Source organism: Chitinophaga cymbidii (genome assembly GCF_007992715.1).
Taxonomy (GTDB): Bacteria; Bacteroidota; Bacteroidia; order Chitinophagales; family Chitinophagaceae; genus Chitinophaga; species Chitinophaga cymbidii.
Map to the genome: position 1 here is coordinate 1,133,518 of NZ_BKAU01000001.1, position 16,571 is coordinate 1,150,088.

The 16,571-nt window shown below is 53.9% G+C and carries 14 protein-coding genes; 8 read left to right on the forward strand and 6 right to left on the reverse strand.

What is annotated here, in order from left to right; genetic code table 11:
- Nucleotides 1-19: 19 nt before the first annotated feature.
- Both CCY01nite_RS04410 and CCY01nite_RS04415 read right to left on the reverse strand, forming a co-directional pair.
- Nucleotides 20-943 (reverse strand): DMT family transporter, encoded by a 924-nt coding sequence (locus CCY01nite_RS04410; protein WP_146858169.1) that lies wholly within the window; start codon nt 941-943, stop codon nt 20-22.
- 73 nt (nt 944-1,016) lie between these two features.
- Complete coding sequence (locus tag CCY01nite_RS04415; RefSeq protein WP_146858171.1) at nt 1,017-2,216, reverse strand: thiolase family protein; 1,200 nt, start codon at nt 2,214-2,216, stop codon at nt 1,017-1,019.
- Between the two features lie 117 nt (nt 2,217-2,333).
- On the opposite strand from CCY01nite_RS04415, the gene rlmN reads away from it, so the two are divergent.
- The 4 genes from rlmN (at nt 2,334) to CCY01nite_RS04435 (ending at nt 7,417) form a co-directional block, all read left to right on the forward strand.
- The gene (gene rlmN / locus CCY01nite_RS04420; protein ID WP_146858173.1) at nt 2,334-3,374 is read left to right on the forward strand and encodes a dual-specificity RNA methyltransferase RlmN; all 1,041 of its coding nucleotides are present in this window, start codon (nt 2,334-2,336) and stop codon (nt 3,372-3,374) included.
- A gap of 41 nt (nt 3,375-3,415) precedes the next feature.
- Entirely contained in the window at nt 3,416-5,002 is a 1,587-nt protein-coding gene (locus CCY01nite_RS27175; RefSeq protein ID WP_146858175.1) for a pseudouridine synthase, read from the forward strand.
- An 11-nt stretch (nt 5,003-5,013) separates the two neighbouring features.
- A complete protein-coding gene (locus CCY01nite_RS04430; RefSeq protein ID WP_146858177.1) occupies nt 5,014-5,736 on the forward strand; it encodes an RluA family pseudouridine synthase in 723 nt (240 codons plus the stop codon).
- A 139-nt stretch (nt 5,737-5,875) separates the two neighbouring features.
- A complete protein-coding gene (locus tag CCY01nite_RS04435; RefSeq protein WP_186830897.1) occupies nt 5,876-7,417 on the forward strand; it encodes a S41 family peptidase in 1,542 nt (513 codons plus the stop codon).
- 335 nt (nt 7,418-7,752) lie between these two features.
- Here the strand turns inward: CCY01nite_RS04435 and CCY01nite_RS04440 are convergent, their stop codons facing one another.
- Entirely contained in the window at nt 7,753-8,388 is a 636-nt protein-coding gene (locus CCY01nite_RS04440) for a peroxiredoxin (protein WP_146858181.1), read from the reverse strand.
- Between the two features lie 95 nt (nt 8,389-8,483).
- Complete coding sequence (locus tag CCY01nite_RS04445; RefSeq protein WP_146858183.1) at nt 8,484-9,071, reverse strand: hypothetical protein; 588 nt, start codon at nt 9,069-9,071, stop codon at nt 8,484-8,486.
- Nucleotides 9,072-9,168: 97 nt separating this feature from the next.
- Between CCY01nite_RS04445 and CCY01nite_RS04450 the strand changes: the two genes are divergently transcribed.
- Nucleotides 9,169-10,173 (forward strand): helix-turn-helix transcriptional regulator, encoded by a 1,005-nt coding sequence (locus CCY01nite_RS04450; RefSeq protein WP_146858184.1) that lies wholly within the window; start codon nt 9,169-9,171, stop codon nt 10,171-10,173.
- 48 nt (nt 10,174-10,221) lie between these two features.
- On the opposite strand, the gene CCY01nite_RS04455 is transcribed toward CCY01nite_RS04450, so the two are convergent.
- Nucleotides 10,222-10,944, reverse strand: coding sequence for an outer membrane lipoprotein-sorting protein (locus CCY01nite_RS04455; protein WP_146858186.1), 723 nt, complete (start codon nt 10,942-10,944; stop codon nt 10,222-10,224).
- An 85-nt stretch (nt 10,945-11,029) separates the two neighbouring features.
- Between CCY01nite_RS04455 and ade the strand changes: the two genes are divergently transcribed.
- Nucleotides 11,030-12,673: an adenine deaminase gene (gene ade, locus CCY01nite_RS04460; protein ID WP_146858188.1), complete on the forward strand. Its 1,644-nt coding sequence runs from the start codon at nt 11,030-11,032 to the stop codon at nt 12,671-12,673.
- Here the strand turns inward: ade and CCY01nite_RS04465 are convergent.
- Nucleotides 12,653-13,744, reverse strand: a complete 1,092-nt coding sequence (locus CCY01nite_RS04465; protein ID WP_146858190.1) for an anhydro-N-acetylmuramic acid kinase — start codon at nt 13,742-13,744, stop codon at nt 12,653-12,655. The genes ade and CCY01nite_RS04465 overlap by 21 nt on opposite strands.
- A 96-nt stretch (nt 13,745-13,840) precedes the next feature.
- On the opposite strand from CCY01nite_RS04465, the gene CCY01nite_RS04470 reads away from it, so the two are divergent.
- Nucleotides 13,841-15,694, forward strand: coding sequence for a YfbK domain-containing protein (locus CCY01nite_RS04470; RefSeq protein ID WP_146858192.1), 1,854 nt, complete (start codon nt 13,841-13,843; stop codon nt 15,692-15,694).
- A 208-nt stretch (nt 15,695-15,902) separates the two neighbouring features.
- Entirely contained in the window at nt 15,903-16,556 is a 654-nt protein-coding gene (gene upp / locus CCY01nite_RS04475) for a uracil phosphoribosyltransferase (RefSeq protein ID WP_146858193.1), read from the forward strand.
- Nucleotides 16,557-16,571: the final 15 nt, after the last annotated feature.

Sequence of the window (16,571 nt, forward strand, 5' to 3'; positions counted from 1 at the left end):
GGGCGGTGGGATGTAATGTCTACCGCTCGTTTTTTATTGTTTCCGTTTTTCCTTTTTTACCGATCAGCAATACGCCCGCCAGTACCAGCGCGGTGCCCACCAGCTGCGGCCAGGTGATGGGCTCATCCAGGAAAATGTACGCCTGCACGATAGTGGCTACCGGCCCGATGCTGGTGATGATCGCGGTATTGCCGGAACCGATCTTCCGAATACCTTCACTGGTAAGGAATGTAGGGATCACGGTAGACACGATCGCCATCTGGAAGCACAGCCAGTAAGTGTGGCCGGAAAAATGACGGACTTCCGTGCCGTGCTTCACGAAGTACTGCGCGAATATGCCGACAGCGGCCACCATCAATGCATACGCCGTAAATTTCATGGAGCCGATGCGGGGTATCAGCTCTCCACCGCCAACAATGTAAAAAGCATACGTGACCGCACAACCCAGTACCAGCAGGCATCCTGTGATCACCGAGGGATTCCATTCCTGCTGCACATCGCCCATAAATGCCACCACCATGCCCAGGTAAGCGATCAGCAAGGCGATCCATTGTATCCGCTGTATCTTGCGGCGGAAGGCCACGGCGCCGATCAGCAGGGCGAAAGTCGGGTACAGGAAAAGGATCAGCCGTTCCAGGCCGGCGGAAATGTAGGCCAGTCCCATGAAGTCGAACAGGCTGCTGAGGTAATACCCCAACAGGCCAAGAATCACCAGCCACAGCCATTGACGGGGCGTCAGCTTTACATTATCGGAACGGCGGGCGAGCAGCCAGGCGGTAACAACGTAAAAGGGCAGGGAAAACAACATCCGCAGCGCCAGCATGGAAATGGCGTCGATGGTTTCCGTGCGGTAGACCAGCTTTACGTAAATAGCCTTCGCGGAGAACATAAAAGCGCCGATCAGGGCCATAGCGAAGCCGAGGGCGTAGTTGGATCTTTTCATGGTTTACCGGGCAAAGATCGAACAGTATTTTTTTAGATGCCGGTTTCGATTGATGAAACCGGTTTAAAACGGATCAGACCTTTTCAAATACGATGGCTGCACCCTGCCCCACGCCCACACACATGGTGGCGAGGCCGTATTTCACGCCGCTGCGGCGTTTCATTTCATGCAGCAAAGTAGTGGTAATGCGGGCGCCGCTGCAGCCGAGGGGATGCCCGATGGAAATGGAGCCGCCGTTGAAGTTGATCCTGGCCGGGTCCAGCCCCAGCTCACGGATGCAGGCAAGCGCCTGTACGGCAAACGCCTCGTTCAGTTCTATCACGTCCAGATCCCCGGTGTTCAGTCCGGCCCGTTGCAGCGCCTTTGCGGTGGCGGGCACCGGCCCGATGCCCATGATGGCGGGGTCTACACCCGCTACCGCCATGGATTTTATCACTGCCAGCGGCTGCAGGTTAAAACGTTTCAGGGCGCTTTCGGAAACGATCAGCACGGCGGACGCGCCGTCGTTGATACCGGCGGAATTGCCGGCGGTGACGGAGCCGTCTTTCTGAAAAGCGGGGCGCAGTCCAGCCAGCTTCTCCAGGCTGGTTTCCCGCGGATGCTCGTCCCGCGAAAACACCACCTGCTCCTGCTTGTTCGGTGTGATCTTCACCGGGATGATCTCGTCGTCCCACAAACCCGCGTCCAGCGCCTGTTTATACTTGCGCTGGCTTTCAAAGGCGAATAGGTCCTGCTCCTCCCGGCCGATCTTCCACTCCCGCGCCACATTCTCCGCGGTTTCACCCATGGAGAAAGGATAATATACGTCCGCCAGCTTCTTGTTGGTAAAGCGCCAGCCGATGGTGGAATCATAGATCTCGGTCTTCCGGCTGAAAGCCCCGTCCGCCTTTGGCATCACCAAAGGGGCGCGGGTCATGCTTTCCACGCCGCCGGCGAGGTACACGTCCCCTTCCCCGCACATAATGGCCCGGGCAGCGTCCATAATGGCCTGCAGGCCGGAAGCGCAGAGGCGGTTCACGGTGTTCCCCGCCACGGAAACGGGCAGCCCGGCCAGCAAGGCCGCCATCCTGGCCACATCCCGGTTGTCTTCCCCCGCCTGGTTGGTAGCGCCGGCAATGACATCTTCAATGGCCGCCGGATCAACAGAGGGATTGCGCTCCAGGAGCGAACGGAGCATCAGGGCCAGGAGGTCATCGGGACGAATAGTGCTCAATGCGCCACCATAGCGGCCAATAGGGCTACGGACGGCATCAACGATATAAGCTGCTTGCATGGTATCTCGGTTGAAAGTTTGCCTGCGAATTTATTGTAAGTATTCGGGATAACCTGACGGGGCCGGAATCCTTCGTTTCCGCCGCTCAAATCCGAAATATGGACGTACCTTTGCGCGATGATGAGGAAGCAGAACATTAGGCATTTGAGCCTGCCGCAGCTCCAGGAGGTGTTTGCCACAATGGGAGAGAAGCCTTTCCGGGCGAAACAGGTGTATGAATGGCTGTGGCTGAAGCAGGCGCCGGATTTTGAGTCGATGACGAACCTGAGCAAGCCTTTGCGCGCCACGCTGGAGGAAAACTTTTCCCTTCCTTCCATCAAAATAGATACCACCCAGCAGAGTTCGGACGGCACCATCAAAAGCCGCTTCCGCCTGCACGACAATCACCTGGTGGAGGGCGTGCTCATCCCCACTTCCTCCCGGCAGACCGCCTGCGTATCTTCCCAGGTGGGCTGCAGCCTCAGCTGTAAGTTCTGCGCCACGGGGTATATGGACCGTAAAAGGAACCTGGAATTCGACGAAATATTCGACGAAGTGGCCCTTATCAACAAACAGGCGCTCGAACAATCCGGCAAGAAGCTCACCAATATTGTATATATGGGGATGGGCGAACCGCTGCTGAACTATAAAAATGTGCTCAAATCCATCGAACGCATCACCTCGCCGGACGGCCTGGGCATGAGCCCCAAAAGGATCACGGTGTCTACCGCCGGAGTTGCCAAGATGATACAGCAGTTGGGCGACGACCAGGTGCGGTTCAACCTCGCCCTTTCCCTCCACGCGGCGAACGATAAAAAACGCAGCGAGATCATGCCGATCAATGAGACCAACAACCTCAAAGTACTGGTGGAGGCGCTGAACTATTTTTACAAAGCCACGCAAAACGAGATATCTTTCGAATACATTCTTTTTAAGGATTTTAACGATTCGGAAAAGGATGCGGACGAGCTGATCAAAATATACCGCCAGGTACCGGTGGACCTTGTGAATATCATCGAATACAACCCGATCGATCATGCAAGGTTCCAGAAACCGACGCCCGAAGCAACAGAAGCGTTTATGGATTATCTCGGTAAACACCGCGTGAATGCGCGCCTGCGCAGAAGCCGCGGAAAAGATATTGACGCCGCCTGCGGCCAGCTGGCGAATAAAGCATAGCATTTTTTACTGCAGGAATGCAGCAACTTTAAATATACAGCATGAAAAAAAGCAGACCCGCTAAAAAAGGGTTCACACCTTTCAAGGAAAACCGTAGTAAATCAGGCGCCCCGTCAGACTTCCGTCCGAAAAAAAGATTCGGGGGGGATGATGATGACCGGCCGAAGCGGGGTTTTGATAAAGAGGATGATCGCCCGAAGAGAAGTTTTGGCGATGGAGAAGATAGACCAAAAAGGAGCTTCAGCAAAGAGGATGATCGCCCCAAGAAACGTTTTGGTAGCGATGACGATCGGCCTAAAAGAAGTTTTAGCGATAGAGAAGATAAGCCGAAAAGAAGTTTCAGCAAAGATGATGACCGCCCGAAGAGAAGTTTTGGCGATGGAGAAGATAGACCGAAGAGAAGTTTCAGCAAAGATGATGATCGCCCGAAGAAACGTTTTGGCAGCGATGACGATCGTCCTAAAAGAAGTTTTAGCGATAGAGAAGATAAGCCGAAAAGAAGCTTCAGTAAGGATGATGATCGCCCGAAGAGAAGTTTTGGCGATGGAGAAGATAGACCAAAAAGAAGCTTTAGCAAAGATGATGACCGCCCGAAGAAACGTTTTGGCAGCGATGACGATCGTCCTAAAAGAAGTTTTGGCGATAGAGAAGATAAACCTAAAAGAAGTTTCAGTAAGGATGATGATCGCCCGAAAAAACGATTCGGTAGCGACGATGACGAGCCGAAAAGAAGCTTTGGCGACAGGGAAGACAAACCCAAAAAACGCTTTGCGGACGCTGACGGCAAGCGGAACGACGCCCCCGGGCGCCCCCGCAAAAGCCTGCGCAAGGCGGAAGTACATGGTCCCAAACCCAAAGCCAAAAGCACCCGCAAACGCATCGCCCTGGAATCCCCCGCCACCGAAGCTGTTGAAAGCGAAATGCCACTGAACAAATTCATCGCGCATTGCGGCATCTGCAGCCGCCGTAAGGCAGTGGACTATATCAAGGAAGGCCAGGTGCTGGTAAACGATGAAAAGATCATCGAACCGGCATTCAAGGTAACCGCCAAAGATGTGGTGAAACTCAACGACAAACGCATCTACCTGCAAAAGAACCTCGTTTACGTGCTGCTGAACAAACCCAAAGGTTACATCACCACCACCGACGACCCCGAAGGCCGCAAAACGGTCATGGAACTGGTAGAAGACGCCGCCGAAGAAAGACTCTTCCCGGTTGGCCGGCTGGACCGCAATACCTCCGGCCTGCTGCTCCTCACCAACGATGGCGAGCTGGCGCAAAAACTCGCTCATCCCAAGCACAACATCAAAAAGATCTATCACGTAGAGCTGGACAAACCGCTGACCAAAGCCCACTTTGAAGCCATCATCGCCGGCGTCACCCTGGAAGACGGGCAGGCACTGGTGGATGCCCTCGGTTATGTGGACAATAAAGACAAAAAACAGGTGGGCATCGAAATACACAGCGGCAAAAACCGCATCGTACGCCGCATTTTCGAACACCTGGAATACCAGGTGGAGAAGCTGGACCGCGTTATGTACGCCGGCCTCACCAAAAAGAACATCAACCGCGGCAAATGGCGCTTCCTGACCGAAAAGGAAGTGATCCTGCTCAAACATTTCAAATAGGCCATCCGAACGTGCGCATAGAACCATTCATCATATTCGAAAACGACGATTTCATCGCTATCAACAAGCCGTCCGGGCTGCTCACGATCCCGGACCGGCACGATAACGCGCTCGAAGCCCTGTCTACCCTGCTGAAAAACAAATACGGGCAGATATTCACGGTGCACCGGCTGGACAGGGATACCAGCGGCATTGTGGTATTCGCCAAACATGAAGCGGCTCACAAATACCTCTCACAGCTGTTTGAATCCCGCGACGTGGAGAAATACTATCTCGGGCTGGTGACGGGCGAGCTGTCCGAACCCTCCGGCAGCGTGAACGCGCCCATCATGGAGCATCCCGTGCAGAAAGGGAAAATGGTCACCAATGCCAAGGGCCGCCCTTCGCTCACCGATTATGAAGTGCAGGAAGCATTCGGGCTCTTCAGCCTCGTGAAGCTCCGCATCCACACCGGCCGCACGCACCAGATCAGGGTGCATATGAAGTCCATCGGCCATTCCATTGCGGTGGACGAGTTGTATGGCAGCAAAACGCCGGTCTGCCTGTCCGCCATCAAAAAGAAATTCAGGCTGGGGAAATTCACGGAAGAAGAAAGGCCGCTGCTGAACAGGCTGGCCCTGCATGCCTTTCAGCTGAAATTCACGGACGACAAGGGCGTGGCGCATACGCTGGAAGCGCCGCTGCCCAAAGATATGCAGGCAGTGCTGCAGCAATTGCGGAAACATAAGGGGTAGGGAGGCGACCAGGCCGGTTAAACCATTGACAATCTGTGCAGTCAATATAAAGTGGTCGTTGGAATCCATGCATTCATCGGTTTGTTGCTCCCAATCTGCCCGATTTGACGTAACTTTTCACAGTAAACCGATTTTCGTTATGATGAAGCTCAGGATTGCCGCCTACGCAATACTTGTGGCGGCAGCTATGCCCGCCTGCAAAAAAACCACAACGGAACCTACGCCGGACCCGCAGCCCGCATCGGGAACGCGCCTGCAGCTAAGCCTGGATTCCCTGTACCTCTATGCTAAAGAAACTTACCTCTGGTACAACGCCCTGCCGGACTACAACACCTTCAATCCCCGCTCCTATGCGGGATCAGACGAGTTTGCCAGCCTGCAGGCCGAACTTTACAAGATAACGCAGTACAAGATCAACCCGGAAACGACCAAACCGTATGAATATGTCGAAAATTCCAGCCATGCCAAATATTCCTTCATAGAAAAAGGCAACGCGGCGCAAGGGATCAAAGGCACGGTAGACCTGGAAGGACAGGGCGATGACTTCGGCCTTGGCTTTACCATCGTGGATAACGGGCTGACAGACCTCCTGTATGTGCGCCTCGTTGAGAAAGGCGGGCCGGCCGCCACTGCGACCATCACCCGGGGCTGCCAGGTGACGGCCATCAACGGTGTACCGGCTGTGGTAACCGCCTCCGCGGTGAATGCCGCAATGGCGGGTAACACCATTCAGCTCACGCTGAAACGGCCCGTGACAGGCGAAACGTTTACCCGCACCCTGACCAAAAGCACTTACACGAACGACCCGGTTTATACCTACAAAACCTTTACAGACGGCGCAAAGATCACCGGGTACATCAACCTGGCCCGCTTCTCCCGCCTGTCGAATGCACAGCCCAGCCTGGACAAAGCTTTCGCCGAATTCGCCACCAAAAAGGTCAATAACCTGGTGGTGGATCTGCGTTATAATGGCGGCGGCTATGTGTCCACCTTTGAATACCTCGCCAACCTCATCGGGCCTTCCAGCCTGAACGGGAAAGTGATGTACAAGGAGATATTCAACAAGTTGCTGCGGGAAGGCAACGCCCCCATCCTCAAAGCTATCCCCTACCTGGATGCCAACAACCAGCAGGTGGTGCAGAACGGCAAGAAGCTGACCTATGCGGATGTGGACTATTCAGAGCAGGGCAATACGAACTATTTTTCGAAAAAAGGAAGTCTCGGCGCGATCAGCAACGTAGTGTTCATTGTCAGCGGCAGTACCGCCTCCGCCAGCGAACTGGCCATCAACAGCCTGAAGCCTTATATGAACGTGGTGCTGGTGGGCTCCGCGCCCAGGACCTATGGTAAGCCCGTTGGGTTCTTCGGCATCGGGATCGATAAGTTCACCGTGTACATGAGCCAGTTCAGCAGCGTAAATTCCAACAATGAAGGAGATTACTTCGCAGGCTTTGAAAGGGACATCAGCTCAACCGACGATGTGACCCGCGATTTCGGTGATCCCCAGGAAAATGGCCTGGCTAAAGCGCTGGCCTACATCAGCACCGGCGCCATGCGTACCGCCGATGACCGTATCATGGTGAACGGAAAAGTCATGAACAGCTCGGAAATAACCACGCAAAATGTTGGTGCTGAAGGATTTAACGGGATGATCGAAGAGCGCAGAAGATTGAAACAATAAAATATTCCTCTTTTTTGCAAAAGCCGCGGACCATGTCTGCGGCTTTTTTTATGCAACCCTACAAGCTTTTACAAAGGTATCTATAGGGTATCACTAGCGTATCTATAGGGAAGCGATAACGATGCCCTTACTACCGGGCATAAAAAAACGGGGAAAAATCCCCGTTTCGTAAAATCAAAAACCAACCATTAAAAAAAACGATCAGGAGCTGACCTTTACGGCCCTCTCACTCCCTTAATATTTTTACTTCTTTGTCAGAAGGATACAATCAACACATGAAGCGGTAAGCTGTTTCATAACACGGTTATGACCGTCAGATCAGGCAGCGGCCCGGGTTATTTGTTAGGCTGCGGCGTTGTTCTGAGGTACGGCTTGATGATCTTGTGCCCTTTCGGGAATTTAGCCGGAATATCTTCTGTTTTTACAGCGCCGGTAACGATTACGTCTTCTCCGTCTTTCCAGTCTGCCGGGGTAGCAACGCTATAATTGGCGGTCAACTGCAGCGAATCGATCACCCGCAATACTTCCACAAAGTTGCGGCCGGTGGATGCAGGATAAGTAATGGTGAGCTTCACCTTCTTGTCCGGCCCGATCACAAACAAAGACCGTACGGTAAACGTCTCCGAAGCATTCGGATGGATCATACCGTACAGGTTCGCTACTGTTTTATCTTCATCCGCGATGATCGGAAAAGATACATCGCAATTCTGGGTTTCGTTAATATCATTGATCCAGCTCTTGTGTTTGTCCAGCGGATCTACACTGAGCGCCAATACTTTAACATTACGTTTGGCAAATTCGCCATTCAGCAATGCAGTTTTGCCAAGTTCTGTGGTGCAAACAGGGGTAAAGTCAGCAGGATGGGAAAACAACACACCCCAGCCGTCGCCGAGATATTCGTAGAAGTCAATTTCTCCAATGGTCGTTTTTGCTTTGAAATTGGGAGCAGTGTCCCCTAACCTTAAACTCATATAACACTGTTTACAGGAACCAAAAATACAGATTTCCTACAAACATTATAGACTTAAAGGATTTTTTTTTAGGATTTTTTGGAATTTTTCCTTTTTTACCGGGTGGACAGCTGTTTCCAGGCATGGTAGGCCAGGGAATATTTGATATCGTCGGCCAGATCGGCATGCTCCCGGGCGCTCTCCTCGTCAAAATCCAGCTCCAGGTAGCCCAGGTACAGCTCATAATGCTTGCCCAATGCCTGCATGCACTGGTCTACTTTGTGCTGCCAGGCTTCTTCGCGGGTGCAGGGCTCTGCTTTGCGGATGTAAAAACAGCTGTCGCCTGCATAATCTTCCCAGTCGTGATTCCCTTCAAAATGCGGGCTGGTAAGGTGAAAACGGAGGTTATCAAATAAAACCGCCTCGCCGAGTTGCGCCTCAAAATCAATCATTTCGGGGATATATTCCATATGTTCCAGCTTCTGCACAATGGCCATCTGCACCGCCTCGCTCTTGTCCTCGATCGCGCGCAGCATGGTGTTCAGCACGTCGTAATTCGTTACAAAATCGCATTTGCGCCAGCCGTCCGCTGTTTCCAGGTACCCCCAGCAGGTGAGGTAATGCGAATCGTCCAGGATGATCTGCCCAACCTTGATAGCGGTTACTTCCTTTTCTCTTGCGATGTTTACAGATACCTTTTTCATAATCCCTTATATTTAACGATACAAAAATATCAGGGCCGGACGCAGGGGATATGCGTAGTAAATTTTTTTATTTTTACGCCCTACCAAACACGGTGACATGCCTAAGAATAAAGACGCCCTTTCCCGGTATCGCTGGATAGATGAACGTTTGCGCAATAAACGCCTGCCAAAACCTACGCTGGACGACCTGGTAAGATATGTGTCTGACAAAATGGACGATACCGTTGCTGTGCGCACGATCCAGAAGGATATTGAAGACATGCGCAATGATCCCGAGCTGAACTATTTCGCCCCGATCCGGTACAACCGCAGCTCGAAGGCTTATCATTACGAGGACGAAAACTTCTCCATCAGCAACAGTCCCATTGACGAGGCGGACCTCCAGGGCCTGGAAGTAGCCATCGGCATCCTGGAACAATTCCGCAGCCTGCCCGTGATCCAGCGCTTCGAAGACGCCATCCTCAAAATAGCGGCCAGCCTGAAAATGAACCGGCAGGAGCTGGAAAACCGCGGCCTCATCAAATTCAGCCGCGGCAGCCAGTACAAAGGCGCGGAACTGATCCCCGAGATCGTGGACGCCATCAAGCACCTGGAAGTGATCCGCATCGCCTACCAGAGCTTCGACCGCAGCGAGCCCAAAGAACACTGGGTGGAACCCTATCACCTCCGCGAATACAACCACCGCTTCTACCTCATCGGTAAAAGCCAGAAAGCAAAAGGCGGAACAGTGCTCACCTTCGCGCTGGACCGCATCGTGCAGCTATGGCCCACCAACAAGCATTTCGACGAAAAGAACTTCGACGACGCCAGCTACTTCCAGCATGCCATCGGCATCACCGTTACGGAAGGACAACCGGAAAATATTGTGCTGTCCTACACTCCTCACCAGGGCAAATACGTGAAAACGCAGCCCATGCACCCCTCGCAGGTGATCCTGAAAGATGATGAGGAAGAATGCCGCGTAGGGCTGCAGATCGTGATCAACCATGAGCTGATCATGCTGCTGCTCAGTTCGGGGGGAAGAGTGAAGGTGCTGGAACCGCAGCACCTGGCGGACAGGCTGAAGCAGGAGGCGGAGGAAATGCTGAAACGATATCAATAAAAAAAGCCGTCGGTATGACGGCTTTCCTGTTTAAATATTTTACACGAATTACTGCGCAGCTGGCTTCTCAAACAGCTTCTCATCGATCGCTGTGTTGTATTCATATTTACCGAAGTCCATTTTCATGCCCATCGGCAATTGCTCGATCGTGGCCGCGTAAACATACCCGTCCGCCGTTTTCTTGTAATTGCTCAGTATTTCCGTGATCTCCACTTCCTGCCCCTGTATATTTTTGGAAGAGATCCTTTTGCTGACCAGGTATGTTTTCGTATCCAGCAGGATATCCGTTACCGTGCCGTTCTTGCGGGTCAGCTTGATCTTGTAAAACTCTTGTCCGTCCTGCGTTTCCTTGCCGATCAGTTCCGCGGTATGGCCTTTTGCCTTGTAGTCGTACAGATCGCCGGTAAGATCCAGTTCGGAAGCGGCTTCCTTCACCACTTCAGGGTCCGAATCAACAGGAGCCTGCTGTTGCTGCACCGGCATGAACATCCAGCCGCCTTTGGTGGAAATGACCTGTGTGTTGGTAGTGCCCATTGCATCGAAATCAACGCGCATGGCCTTATTATGAACGCTCCAGGTCTTGAACGGAAATTCCATTCCCTGGATCTGCATGGTGCCTTCTGTTGCCTGTGATTTGACGGATTGGATCTTGTCCGCCCCGCCCATTGCTTCAATATGTTTACCGACTACTTCGTCGATCGTCTGTGCTTTTGTGGTGATTGTTACCGCTACCAGGGCGAGGGATAGGGTTAACATTGTAATTCTTTTCATAAACAGTTTTTTAATTGTGATACAAATGTATCTTTTTAATGATAATGGCAAAGTCTTTTGAAGGTTTTTGCCGAGTTTTACGTTCATGAAACAATTCGAGGTTGCCGGCCACCTGGTAGACATTCCCGGCAGAAAGACCTTTCCCGCCGTGGTGACCGTCACCGGTGACCGTATCACAAAGATCGCGCCTGCCGAAGGCGCGGTGCCGCAGCAGTTCATACTTCCCGGCTTTATTGATGCTCACGTACATGTGGAAAGCTCCATGCTGGTGCCCTCGGAATTCGCGCGGCTGGCCGTTTGCCACGGAACGGTGGCTACGATTTCAGACCCGCACGAGATCGCCAACGTACTCGGTGTAAAGGGTGTGGAATATATGCTGGACAATGCCGCGCAGGTGCCTTTCAAATGCTGTTTCGGCGCCCCCTCCTGCGTGCCCGCTACTGTTTTTGAAACCGCCGGCGCCGCCATCGATGCGAAAGATGTGGACATGCTGCTGCAGCGGAACGACATCTACTACCTCTCCGAAATGATGAACTATCCCGGCGTGCTGCAGCAGGACGCCGAAGTGATGGCGAAGATCGCCGCCGCCAAACGGCTCGGCAAGCCGGTAGACGGCCATGCGCCCGGACTTCGCGGAGCGGATGCGGCCGCTTACATCCAGGCGGGCATCAGCACGGACCATGAGTGCTTCACGCTGGAAGAGGCGCTGGACAAGCTGCAGCATGGCATGCACATCCTTATCCGCGAGGGCAGCGCGGCCCGCAACTTTGAAGCGCTGGCGTCCCTGCTGCAATCGCATCCGCAAATGGTGATGTTCTGCAGTGATGACAAGCATCCGGACAACCTGGTGGAAGGCCACATCAACATATTGGTGAAACGGGCGCTGGCAAAGGGATACAACCTGTATAACATTCTGCAGGCGGCCTGCATCAACCCCGTAAAACATTACAACATGCCGGTAGGGCTATTACGGGAAGGTGATCCGGCGGATTTTATCGTGGTCAATAACCTGGACGATATGGCCGTTCTGCAAACTTTCATCAATGGTGAAATCGTAGCGGAAAATGGCGTAACAAAAATTCCTTCCGTTCCCATCCTCCCGGTCAATCAGTTTAACTGCGATCCTGTAACAGCAGCCGCTCTCCGCATGGAAAGCAACGAACCGGAAGTGACGGTTAAAGTGATCGAAGCGCTGGAAGGACAGCTGATCACCAATGCGCTGACCGCAACCCTGCAGGTAAAAGACGGGGCCGTTGCCGCTGATACGGAAACGGATACACTAAAGATCGTGGTGGTAAACCGTTATCACAATGCCCCTCCGGCACTGGGTTTCATCCGGCATTTTGGCTTGCAGAAAGGCGCTATCGCCTCCACCGTGGCGCATGACAGTCATAATATCATCGCGGTGGGCATGGATGATGAAAGCATCTGCGAAGCCATCAACCAGCTTGTCAAAAGCCAAGGCGGCATTTGTGTGACAGACGGGAAAAACAGCAGCGTATTGGCTTTGCCGGTAGCGGGATTGATGAGTGCGGAAGACGGATATGCGACGGCCAGCGCCTACAGCAAACTGGATGCAGCGGCCAAAGCGCTGGGCAGCAGGCTGGATGCGCCTTTCATGACCTTATCATTTATGGCGCTGCTGGTGATCCCTCACCTGAAGCTCAGCGACAAAGGATTATTCAACGGCGATATATTTGCGTTCACCTCAACCTTCGCCGAGCCATAAAGTACCATTCACGCTATCACGGGAAGCGCCCGTAACGGAAGCCAGCACGTTGGGCTGCTGGCGCCACCGCAGCGCACCGATCAACGCCATGACCAGGGCTTCCTTGTAAGCGGCCGTCTGCTCGTCCGCTACGATCACCGTAATGCCCATCGGCTCCAGGCGGTCCTGCAACTGCAGCACCAGGAAGCGGTTGAAAGCGCCGCCGCCCGTGATCAGCAGCTTTTTCCCGGTAGTTTCCTCACCTGACACCTGCTGCACGCCGGCGGCTACCTGTTGCGCGATATGCTCCACATACGTACGCAGCTTGCCCTGCACGGAAAGCGTGTATTGCCCTATCAGCGGCAGGATCACGTCCGTTCCGAAATCATTTGCAAGGGATTTGGGGAAGGATTGTTTGTAATACGGCTGGCTGTTCAGCGCCTCCAGCAAAGCGTTATCCGTTACGCCGCCGGATGCCAGCGCGCCGTTCTCGTCATAATTTTTTCCCAGGGCAGCGGCGAGTGCGTCCAGCACGCGGTTGGCGGGACAAATATCAAACGCGCGGAAAGTTTCCCCGTTCTTCGCGGAAAGGTTGGCGATGCCGCCCAGGTTGAGCCAGTAATCATATCCGGCAAATAACAGCTGCTCGCCTATCGGCACGATGGGAGCACCCTGCCCGCCAAGCGCCACGTCCATCGCACGGAGATCGCTGATGACCGGCAGGCCGGTGACCGCGGCAATAGCGGCCCCATCGCCCAGCTGCGCCGTCATCCTGCTTTGCGGCATGTGAAAAGTAGTATGCCCATGGGATGCGATAAAATGCACCCGGTGTTCCAGCTGATGACGTCCGATGAAAGCCTTCACCTGCTCACCGGTGTAGTGACCATAAGCGGTATGCAGCAGCATGTAATCGCGGGCGTTCATGTCAATCGCGGTTTTCAGATCTTCCTTCCACTTTTCGCTGTAAGGAATACATTCCGATGCCTGGATCATATAAGACCAGGCGCCCCGCACTTCCGTCAGCTCCACAAAAACAATATCCAGCCCATCCAGCGAACTGCCTGACATTAAACCGATTACATTATATACCATGCCGCTTTTTTTTGCAAAGATAACAGGATGGGAAAAAACTTTTATGGAATACCTGTATTGCGCTGCATCCTTCTTGCGGAATTAAATCCTCCTCTTATGAAAAAGATCACTGCATGGATGCTTTGCGCCCTGATCGCCTTCGGCGCCTCCGCTCAAAACAAAACATATACCGGCCTTGTGCTGGATGCGGCCGGTAACCATCCGCTGCCCGGCGCGCGGGTGCTGGTCAAAGAAACCAGCCAGGGCACCGTTACTGATGCGGTGGGCCGGTTCCAGTTCACGGCCCCGCTGGATTCTTTCACCTTGCAGGTGCTGTTTACCGGCTACCAGCCGGTGGAGCGGCGCGTTTCCCGTGCGGACGCAGAAATCCGTATCCTGATGCATGCGCAGCAACGGGCTTTGCAGGAGGTGGTGGTAACGAGCTACCCGGTGCAGCGCAAAGTGAACATGACCGGCGCTATGGTGACGATGTCCGCCAGGCCACATTCCTTCGTTAAAGCGGAAGACCGCTACAATACCAACGACTACAGCCCGATCAATGAAAACATCTTTCACCGGGTGAAGCGGAAACCGCTCAGCACTTTTTCTTCGGATGTGGACAGGGCTTCCTATTCGCAGGTACGCCAGATGCTGAACAGCGGCCAGCTGCCGCCGGTGGACGCCGTGCGGGTGGAGGAACTGATCAATTATTTCGATTACGCCTATGCCGCGCCCGTGAACGGCGATCCCGTGGCGATCCACACCGATCTCGCCACCTGCCCCTGGAAGAAAGGGCATCTGCTGGCGCGTATCGGGCTGCAGGGCAAGCAGGTACCGGCGGCAGACCTCCCTGCCTCTAACCTGGTTTTCCTGCTGGACGTGTCCGGCTCCATGTATGCGGACAACAAGCTGCCGCTGGTGAAACAGGCATTCAAAGTGCTGGTGCAGCAGTTGCGGCCGCAGGACCGGGTGGCGGTCGTAGTGTATGCCGGCGCGGCGGGCATGGTGCTGCCATCCACTTCAGGCGGGCATAAAATGAAGATCATCGATGCGCTGGAAAGCCTCACTGCCGGCGGTTCCACAGCAGGGGGGCAAGGCATCCAACTGGCCTACAAAACAGCGCAGGAGCATTTTATCCCCAAAGGCAACAACCGGGTGATACTGGCTACCGACGGGGATTTCAACGTAGGCCCCTCCAGCGACGGAGCGCTGCAGCGCATCATAGAGCAGGAACGGGAGAAAGGCATTTTCCTCTCCGTGCTGGGCTTCGGCATGGGCAACTATAAGGACAACAAGCTGGAAACGCTGGCGGACAAAGGGAATGGCAACTATGCGTATATCGACAATTTTGAAGAAGCGCGCCGCACCTTTGTAACGGAATTCGGTGGAACCCTCTTCACCATTGCAAAAGACGTGAAGCTGCAGGTGGAGTTCAACCCGAAATTCGTACAGGCTTACCGGTTAGTGGGTTATGAAAACCGGCTTTTGAACGATGAAGATTTTAATGATGATAAAAAAGATGCGGGCGATATGGGCGCGGGGCATACGGTGACCGCACTGTACGAGATCGTGCCGGTGAATGTTCCCATGCCGGAAGGCGGCGGCACGGACCCGCTCAAATACCAGGAAACGGCGGCTGTCAAACATAACACCGCTACCGCCACAGAGGCATTCACCGTGAAAATGCGCTACAAGGAGCCTGACGGCAAAAAGAGCAAACTGCTGGAAAAGGTGCAGTCCACTCGCGTTGTCCACTTCCAGCAAAGCCCGGAAGATCTCCGGATGGCGGCGGCGGTGGCCCAGTTCGGTATGTTGCTGCGCAACAGCCAGTTCAGCGGCAGCGCCAATTATGATCATATCATAGGGCTGGCGAGCGGCGCGAAAGGCCGGGACGCGGAGGGTTACCGGGCGGAATTCATTCAGCTGGTGAAGAAAGCGAAACTGCTGCAGGAAACCATAGCGGCAAAATGATATTTCCCGCGGTCTGTCAGCCGGAACTGCTGTTTTTTCCGGCACACTGGTGGCATACCGGCTTTACAGAAAATCAGGATTGCAGGTGGATGGGGAGCACGCGGCACGCTTCCCGTCCACCACTGCAAATTCATCCTGAAAATCCCCATCAAACCCGCGTCCTATCAAAATAAAGTGGTATTTTGCTCCCTGCAAAAAGGCAGGGCATATGATAATAAATTTGAGTGAAACCAACTCGCTGATCGGGGACTGGGTCAGCGAGATCAGGGACGCAGAGATCCAGACCGACCGGATGCGCTTCAGGCGAAACCTTGAAAGGCTCGGCGAAGTGGCGGCCTACGAGATCAGCAAAACACTCACTTACACCGACAAGGAAGTGCAGACCCCGCTGGGGTTCGCGAACTGCCGGGTGCTGAAGCATCAGCCCATCCTGGGCACCATCCTCCGTGCAGGGCTGGCGCTCCACCAGGGCCTCCAGAATTATTTCGACAAGGCGGACCATGCATACATCTCCGCGTACCGCAAACATAACCGGGACGGCTCCTTCGAGATCAGCCTCGAATATGTATCCTGCCCACCGCTGGACGATCAGGTGCTCATCCTTTCCGATCCCATGCTCGCCACCGGCGCTTCGCTTGTGAAAACCATCGACCACCTGCAGGCATTTGGAAAACCGGCTCATATCCATATCGTTACGGCCATCGCCTGCACCATCGGCATTGAATATGTACAAAGGAACGCAGACGCCAACATCAGCATCTGGGCCGGCGACATCGACGACGAGCTGACCGCCAAAGGCTACATTGTGCCGGGCCTGGGAGACGCCGGCGACCTGGCCTTCGGGTCCAAATTACAACAGTAACAAAATCATCCAGAC

Excerpts from the sequence above, each read along its gene's own strand:
- CCY01nite_RS04410 (WP_146858169.1), bottom strand. The coding sequence starts at position 943 with ATGAAAAGATCCAACTACGCCCTCGGCTTCGCTATGGCCCTGATCGGC.
- CCY01nite_RS04415 (WP_146858171.1), bottom strand. The coding sequence starts at position 2,216 with ATGCAAGCAGCTTATATCGTTGATGCCGTCCGTAGCCCTATTGGCCGC.
- rlmN (WP_146858173.1), top strand. The coding sequence starts at position 2,334 with ATGATGAGGAAGCAGAACATTAGGCATTTGAGCCTGCCGCAGCTCCAG.
- CCY01nite_RS27175 (WP_146858175.1), top strand. The coding sequence starts at position 3,416 with ATGAAAAAAAGCAGACCCGCTAAAAAAGGGTTCACACCTTTCAAGGAA.
- CCY01nite_RS04435 (WP_186830897.1), top strand. The coding sequence starts at position 5,876 with ATGATGAAGCTCAGGATTGCCGCCTACGCAATACTTGTGGCGGCAGCT.
- CCY01nite_RS04440 (WP_146858181.1), bottom strand. The coding sequence starts at position 8,388 with ATGAGTTTAAGGTTAGGGGACACTGCTCCCAATTTCAAAGCAAAAACG.
- CCY01nite_RS04445 (WP_146858183.1), bottom strand. The coding sequence starts at position 9,071 with ATGAAAAAGGTATCTGTAAACATCGCAAGAGAAAAGGAAGTAACCGCT.
- CCY01nite_RS04450 (WP_146858184.1), top strand. The coding sequence starts at position 9,169 with ATGCCTAAGAATAAAGACGCCCTTTCCCGGTATCGCTGGATAGATGAA.
- CCY01nite_RS04455 (WP_146858186.1), bottom strand. The coding sequence starts at position 10,944 with ATGAAAAGAATTACAATGTTAACCCTATCCCTCGCCCTGGTAGCGGTA.
- ade (WP_146858188.1), top strand. The coding sequence starts at position 11,030 with ATGAAACAATTCGAGGTTGCCGGCCACCTGGTAGACATTCCCGGCAGA.
- CCY01nite_RS04465 (WP_146858190.1), bottom strand. The coding sequence starts at position 13,744 with ATGGTATATAATGTAATCGGTTTAATGTCAGGCAGTTCGCTGGATGGG.
- CCY01nite_RS04470 (WP_146858192.1), top strand. The coding sequence starts at position 13,841 with ATGAAAAAGATCACTGCATGGATGCTTTGCGCCCTGATCGCCTTCGGC.
- upp (WP_146858193.1), top strand. The coding sequence starts at position 15,903 with ATGATAATAAATTTGAGTGAAACCAACTCGCTGATCGGGGACTGGGTC.